The organism is Delftia sp. JD2, assembly GCF_001682645.1.
GTDB lineage: Bacteria > Pseudomonadota > Gammaproteobacteria > Burkholderiales > Burkholderiaceae_C > Comamonas > Comamonas acidovorans.
In genome coordinates, this window is the sequence record NZ_LFJT01000076.1 from 22,143 (window position 1) to 28,842 (window position 6,700).

Below are 6,700 nucleotides of genomic sequence, written 5' to 3' on the forward strand. Positions count from 1 at the left end.
CGGCAGCAAGGAAAACGGAACATGAACTTCGAACACACCGAAGACCGCCGCATGCTGGCGGACAGCCTCAACCGCTTCGTCTCCGAGCAGTACGCCATCGAGGCGCGCAACCACGTCGCCTATGGCGAGGAAGGCCACAGCCCGCTGCTGTACGGACAGTTCGCGGACATCGGCGCCATCGGCGCGCTGTTCCCCGAGGACGCTGGCGGCTTCGGCGGCCAGGGCTTCGACATCAGCGTGGTCTTCGAATGCCTGGGCCGCGGCCTGGTGGCCGAGCCGCTGCTGGGCGCCCTGGTCGTGGGCCAGGCCCTGATCGCGGCCGGCAGCGATGCGCAAAAGGAACAGCTGGCAGCCATCATCGGCGGCACGTCCATCGCGGCCCTGGCCCATGACGAGCCCGGCAGCCACTACGAGCTCAACAACGTCGCCACCACGTCCGTGCGCAGCGGCGACGGCTGGGTGCTGAACGGCACCAAGGGCGTGGTCGCCTTCGGCGAGAAGGCCGACCTGCTGCTGGTCTCGGCCCGCACCTCGGGCAGCCAGTACGACGAGGCCGGCATCAGCCTGTTCCTGGTCCCCGGCAATGCCGCAGGCATCCAAAAGCGTGGCTACAACCGCATCGAGGGCGGCCGCGCCGCCGAGCTGGTGCTGGACAAGGTGCAGGTCGGCGCAGACGCCCTGCTGGGCGAAGAAGGCCAGGGCCTGTCCCTGCTGGAACGTGTCAGCGGCTACGCCGTGCTGGCGCTGACCGCCGAGGCCGTGGGCGCCATGGACGTGGCCAAGGACCAGACGCTGGAGTACCTGCGCACGCGCAAGCAGTTCGGCGTGCCCATCGGCAGCTTCCAGGCCCTGCAGCACCGCATGGCCGACCTGCTGCTGGAAGTGGAGCAGGCGCGCTCGGCCGTGATCAACGCGGCCGCCGCCATTGCGGACGAAGACCGCGTGGCGCGCGAGAAGGCCCTGTCGGCGGCCAAGTACAGCATCGGCCGCATCGGCACCCTGGTGGCCGAGGAAAGCATCCAGATGCATGGCGGCATCGGCATGACCTGGGAGCTGCCCCTGGCCCACTACGCCAAGCGCCTGGTCATGATCGACCACCAGTTCGGCGACGAGGACCACCATCTGTCGCGTTACATCGCACTCGGCTCGCAACACTGAGCCAAGGAAAGCCGCCATGACCGAAGCGAACCAAGTCCTGCTGACCCGCCGCGAAGGCGCCGTGCTGGTGCTGTCCAACAACAACGTGGCCGCGCGCAATGCGCTGTCGCCCGAGTTCTACGCGGCCGTCTCGGCGGCGCTCAAGAGCGCGGCGACCGACCCCACCGTGGGCGCCGTGGTGCTCACGGGCGAGGGCGGCCACTTCTGCGCGGGCGGCGACCTGCGCCAGCTGGCCAAGCGCCGCGAGCTGCCGGTGCAGGAGCGACGTGCCAAGCTCGAAGGCCTGCATGACCTGATCCGCAGCGTGCGCGACTTTCCCAAGCCCGTGATCGCCGCCGTCGAAGGCGCGGCGGCCGGCGCGGGCCTGTCGCTGGCCCTGGCCTGCGACATGCTGGTGGCGGCGAAGAACGCCGTGTTCTCGGTCGCCTACGTCAAGGTCGGCCTCACGCCCGATGGCGGCGCCACCGCCTTCCTGGCCGAGTTCGTCTCGCGCCAGGTGCTGACCGAGCTGTGCCTGACCGGCGAGCGCATCAGCGGCGAGCGCCTGCATGCCCTGGGCCCCGTCAACCGCCTGTCCGAACCGGGCCAGGCCCAGGCCGACGCCGTGGCGCTGGCCGCCCAGGTGGCCACCGGCCCCGACCAGGCCATGGCCCTGATCAAGGACCTGTGCCGCCAGGCGCCGCGCAACACGCTGGAAGAGCAGCTGGAGCTGGAGGCGCAGTACATGGTGCGCTCGCAGGAGAGCGAGGAATCGCGCGAAGGCATTGGCGCCTTCCTCGAAAAGCGCGCTGCCGACTTCACCAAGCTGCGCGGCTGAAACCGCTCAAGACCTAAAAGACTTTCCAAGGAGACAACGCACATGGCCGACAGCCACAACGATCAGAACCAGGACATCGACTTCCCGCTGGAGGGTGTGCGCGTGCTCGACCTCTCGCGCGTGTTCGCGGGGCCGCTGTGCGGCATGGTGCTGGCCGACTTCGGCGCCGAAGTGGTCAAGGTCGAGCACCCGGGCCGCGGCGACGACACGCGCGACTGGGGCCTGCGCATTGGCAAGACCGAGACCACCTACTACAACAGCATGAACCGCAACAAGCGGTCCATCACGCTGGACCTGCAGACCCCCGAGGGCGTGAAGATCGTCCACGACCTGCTGCCCCAGTTCGACGTGGTCATCCACAACTTCAAGACCGGCGGCGCCGAGAAGCTGGGCCTGGGCTACGAACAGCTCAAGGCCATCAAGCCCGGCATCATCTACTGCGCCGTGGCCGGCTATGACAGCAGCGGCCCCGAGGCCAAGCGCCCCGGCTACGACCTGGTCATCCAGGGCGAGGCCGGCCTCATGGCGCTCAACGGCGAGGCCGGCACGCCGCCGCTCAAGTTCGGCGTGGCCGTGGTCGACCTCATGACCGGCATGTACGCGGCCCAGGCCATCCTGGCCGCGCTGTTCCGCCGCGAGCGCACGGGCAAGGGCCGCCTCATCGAGATGGCGCTGTACGACAGCGGCATCATGATCACCGGCTACTACGGCCTGGACGCCATGCAGCTCGGCCATGACCCCGAGCGCTACGGCAATGCCCACCCCTCCATCGTTCCCTACGGCATGTATGAGGCGGCCGACGGCCCGCTGATCATCGCCGTGGGCAACAACGCCCAGTTCGACAAGTTCTGCCGCCAGGTGGTGATGCGCCCCGACATCGTCGAGGACGCGCGTTTCTCCACCAACGTCAACCGCGCCAAGAACCGCCTGGAGCTGGGCCCCATGCTCAAGGAACTGATCCGCTCCTTCCCGCGCGATCTGCTGCTGGAGCGCCTGACGGCCGCCGGCATCCCCTGCGGCCGCGTGGCCGGCCTGCACGAGGCCCTGACCAGCGAGCGCACGCGCCGTGGCGGCCTGCTGCAGGACATGCCCCACCCCGTGGTCGGCACCACGCCCGTGTTCGCGCCGCCCTACCGCCTGGACGGCCAGCGCCTGCCCATCCGCCATGCACCGCCCACGCTGGGCGAGGGCACGCGCGAGGTGCTGCACCGGCTGCTGAGCATGAGCGACGAGCAGCTGCAGCAGCTGCAGTCCAAGGGCGTGCTGACCCTGCCCGAGACGCCTGCGCAACAGGGATAAGAGGACCGATCACGCGACTGATTCCACGGGGGCCATTGATGCCCGGCTCCCGACCCGCCAGGTTTGCATGCCGCACCAAGACGGCACCCATAGACAGCAATACCCAGGAGACAAAACCATGAGCAACCAAGTCACACGCCGCGACATTCTTCAAGGGCTGGCCGCCATCGGCGGCACCAGCCTGCTGGCCACGGGCGCCACCAGCGCCCTCGCACAGGCCGGCAAGCCGGCAGCGTGGCCCACCAAGCCCATCCGCGTGGTCGTGCCCTTCAACGCGGGCGGCGCCACCGACATCATTGCGCGCACCATCGGCGAGGCCCTGGCCAAGCGCGTGGGCCAGCCCGTGGTCATCGACAACCGCGCGGGCGCGGCCGGCATCCTGGGCACGGACGCCGTGGTCAAGGCGCCCGCCGACGGCCACACCCTGCTGGTCTCGCTCAGCACCTCCATGCTGATCAACCAGTTCCTCTACACCAAGCTGCCCTACAACCCGCAAAAGGACATCGCCCTGGTCACCCAGATCGCGGCGGCGCCCGTCACCCTGGTGGTCCATCCCTCGGTGCCGGCCAACAACATGAAGGAGCTGCTGGCCTACGTGAAGGCCAACAAGGGCAAGCTCTCGTATGGCTCCTGGGGCGTGGGCTCGTATGCCCACCTGGCCGGTGCCTACATGAGCAAGACCATGGACGCCGACATGACCCATGCCGCCTACAAGGGCGAGGCGCCCATGATCCAGGAGCTGATCGGCGGCCAGCTGCAGATGTGCTTTTCCAGCGCGCTCAACACCAAGCCCTTCATCGACTCGGGCAAGCTCAAGGCCATCGGCGTCACCGGCAAGGAGCGCATGGAAATCCTGCCCAAGCTGCCCACCATCCATGAGCAGGGCGTCACCGACGACGCCTACGCCATCTACGGCTGGGTGGCCATGGGCGCACCGGCCGGCGTGCCCAAGGAGATCGTGGACCAGCTCTACGGCCACCTTCGCGAAATCGCCAAGGACCCCAAGGTGCTGGAGCGCACCGTGGGAGCAGGCTTCATGCCGCTGATGAACAGCCCGCAGGCCTTCCGCGAGAACTACCAGCGCGACATGCCGATCTGGAAGGCGCTGGTCGATGAGGCTGGCGCGAAGCTTGATTGATTTTTCCGGCCCGCGGCAGCGGGCCGCTACCGACGACTGCTGAGACAGCTTTGAGAGGAGACTTCATGTACACGCGCAATCCCGCATCCCCGGCACGCCCCACGCGGCGCAGCGTTCTGGCCCTGGCCGCAGCCCCGCTGCTGGCCGGCATGGCTGGCGGCGCCCTGGCCGAGACCGGCTGGCCCAGCAAGATGCTGCGGCTGGTCGTGCCCTTCCCGGCGGGCGGCCCCACCGACACGGCATCGCGCATCGTGGGCCAGAAGCTGGGCGAGCGTCTCAAGCAGACCGTGGTGGTGGAAAACCGCCCTGGTGCCTCCGGCTCCATCGCGGCCGTGCAGGTCGCCAAGAGCCCGGCCGACGGCTACACGCTGATGATGCTGGCCACGCCCACGCTGCTGGCGCCGCACCTGTACAAGAAGGCCGGCTACGACACCGTCAAGGACTTCACGCCCGTGGCCACGGTCTATGACCTGCCCATCGTCATCGTGGTCAACCCCACGCTGCTGCCCGACGTCACCGACCTCAAGAGCCTGATCGCCCACGCCAAGGCGCAGAAGGTCGCGCTCAACTACACCAGCTCGGGCGCCGGCAGCTTCGGCCACCTGAGCATGGAGCTGCTCAAGCAGATGGCCGGCTTCGACATGCAGCACGTGCCCTACAAGGGCGGCGTGCCCGCCATCACCGACACCATCGGCGGCCAGGTGCCCATCATGTATGCCGACCTCGTGGCCGCGCTGCCCCACATCCAGGCCGGCAAGCTGCGCGCCATCGCCGTGGGATCGCCCCAGCGCGTGGCCATGCTGCCCGACACCAAGACCATTGCCGAGCAGGGCATCAAGGGCTACGACGCTGTCTCCTGGGGCGGCCTGCTGGCGCCCAAGGGCACGCCCAAGGCCGTGGTCGACCGCATCGCCAGCGAAGTGCAGCAGATCCTGGCCGACAAGGACATCCAGGAAAAGCTGCTCAACGCAGGCGCCATCGCCGCCTACCAGAACCCCGCCCAACTGGGCCAGCGCATCCAGCAGGACTACACGCGCTGGGGCCAGCTGATCCGCGACAAGGGCATTGCAGTGGAGTGACATCGACATGAAGACACGCATCACCGAACTCTTTGGCATCGAGCACCCCATCATCCAGGGCGGCATGCACCATGTGGGCCTGGCCGAGCTGGCCGCCGCCGTCTCCAACGCGGGCGGCCTGGGGCTGATCACGGGCCTGACCCAGCGCACGCCCGAGCTGCTGGCGCGCGAGATCGCGCGCTGCCGCGAGATGACGGACAAGCCCTTCGGCGTCAACCTGACCTTCCTGCCCTCGGTCAACCCGCCCGACTACCCGGGCTACGTCAAGGCCATCATCGAAGGCGGCGTCAAGGTCGTGGAGACGGCGGGCAACAACCCGCAGAAATGGCTGCCCGCGCTCAAGGAAGCCGGCATCAAGGTCATCCACAAGTGCACCTCGGTGCGCCATGCGCTCAAGGCCGAGGCCATCGGCTGCGACGCCATCAGCGTGGACGGCTTCGAATGCGGCGGCCATCCGGGCGAGGACGACATTCCCAATTTCATCCTGCTGCCGCGCGCGGCCGAAGAACTGAAGATTCCCTTTGTCGCCTCGGGCGGCATGGCCGACGGCCGCTCGCTGGTGGCTGCGCTGGCGCTGGGCGCCGAAGGCATCAACATGGGCACGCGCTTCATCGCCACCCAGGAAGCGCCCGTGCACGACAACGTCAAGCAGGCCATCGTCGCGGCCAGCGAGCTGGACACGCGCCTTGTCATGCGTCCGCTGCGCAACACCGAGCGCGTGCTGACCAACCCGGCCACCGAGCGCCTGCTGCAAAAGGAGCGCGAGCTGGGCGCGGCCATCACCTTTGCCGACATCGCGCCCGAGGTGGCCGGCGTCTATCCGCGCATCATGCATGACGGCGACATGGACGCAGGCGTCTGGTCCTGTGGCATGGTGGCCGGCCTGATCAACGACGTGCCCACGGTCCAGCAGCTGATCTCCGGCATCATGGACCAGGCCCATGCACTGATCAACGAGCGGTTGGCAGGCCTGGCCCGCTGACCGCCCATCTTCACAGGGCTTACGCAAACAGGATGCGACAACGTGCTGCGCCCCATGGCAAGCCGCTTGCCTTGTTCCTTCTTGCGTAGGTCGTACTTCAAAAACCAGGAAAGAGCTTTCTCATGAAAATCCTTGTACCCGTCAAACGTGTCGTGGACTACAACGTGAAGGTCCGCGTGAAGTCGGACGGCACGGGCGTGGACATCGCCAACGTCAAGATGAGCATG

Annotated in this window: 6 protein-coding genes and 1 pseudogene; all 7 read left to right on the plus strand. The window is 67.9% G+C overall.

Annotation, left to right across the window (positions count from 1 at the left end):
• Positions 1-21: 21 nt before the first annotated feature.
• Positions 22-1,158, plus strand: a complete 1,137-nt coding sequence (locus tag ACM14_RS27040) for an acyl-CoA dehydrogenase family protein (protein ID WP_065347871.1) — start codon at positions 22-24, stop codon at positions 1,156-1,158.
• A gap of 16 nt (positions 1,159-1,174) precedes the next feature.
• The gene (locus tag ACM14_RS27045; protein WP_013804147.1) at positions 1,175-1,975 is read left to right on the plus strand and encodes an oxepin-CoA hydrolase, alternative type; all 801 of its coding nucleotides are present in this window, start codon (positions 1,175-1,177) and stop codon (positions 1,973-1,975) included.
• Positions 1,976-2,017: 42 nt separating this feature from the next.
• A complete protein-coding gene (locus tag ACM14_RS27050) occupies positions 2,018-3,274 on the plus strand; it encodes a CaiB/BaiF CoA-transferase family protein (RefSeq protein ID WP_013804146.1) in 1,257 nt (418 codons plus the stop codon).
• Between the two features lie 118 nt (positions 3,275-3,392).
• Positions 3,393-4,412: a tripartite tricarboxylate transporter substrate binding protein gene (locus tag ACM14_RS27055; RefSeq protein ID WP_065347872.1), complete on the plus strand. Its 1,020-nt coding sequence runs from the start codon at positions 3,393-3,395 to the stop codon at positions 4,410-4,412.
• 65 nt (positions 4,413-4,477) lie between these two features.
• Positions 4,478-5,491, plus strand: coding sequence for a tripartite tricarboxylate transporter substrate binding protein (locus ACM14_RS27060; RefSeq protein WP_013804144.1), 1,014 nt, complete (start codon positions 4,478-4,480; stop codon positions 5,489-5,491).
• A gap of 7 nt (positions 5,492-5,498) precedes the next feature.
• Complete coding sequence (locus tag ACM14_RS27065; RefSeq protein WP_012203331.1) at positions 5,499-6,473, plus strand: nitronate monooxygenase family protein; 975 nt, start codon at positions 5,499-5,501, stop codon at positions 6,471-6,473.
• 122 nt (positions 6,474-6,595) lie between these two features.
• Positions 6,596-6,700, plus strand: a pseudogene (locus tag ACM14_RS31875) (electron transfer flavoprotein subunit beta/FixA family protein); the annotation flags it as partial.

Coding starts and splice junctions, on each gene's coding strand:
- ACM14_RS27040 (WP_065347871.1), top strand. CDS start 22: ATGAACTTCGAACACACCGAAGACCGCCGCATGCTGGCGGACAGCCTC.
- ACM14_RS27045 (WP_013804147.1), top strand. CDS start 1,175: ATGACCGAAGCGAACCAAGTCCTGCTGACCCGCCGCGAAGGCGCCGTG.
- ACM14_RS27050 (WP_013804146.1), top strand. CDS start 2,018: ATGGCCGACAGCCACAACGATCAGAACCAGGACATCGACTTCCCGCTG.
- ACM14_RS27055 (WP_065347872.1), top strand. CDS start 3,393: ATGAGCAACCAAGTCACACGCCGCGACATTCTTCAAGGGCTGGCCGCC.
- ACM14_RS27060 (WP_013804144.1), top strand. CDS start 4,478: ATGTACACGCGCAATCCCGCATCCCCGGCACGCCCCACGCGGCGCAGC.
- ACM14_RS27065 (WP_012203331.1), top strand. CDS start 5,499: ATGAAGACACGCATCACCGAACTCTTTGGCATCGAGCACCCCATCATC.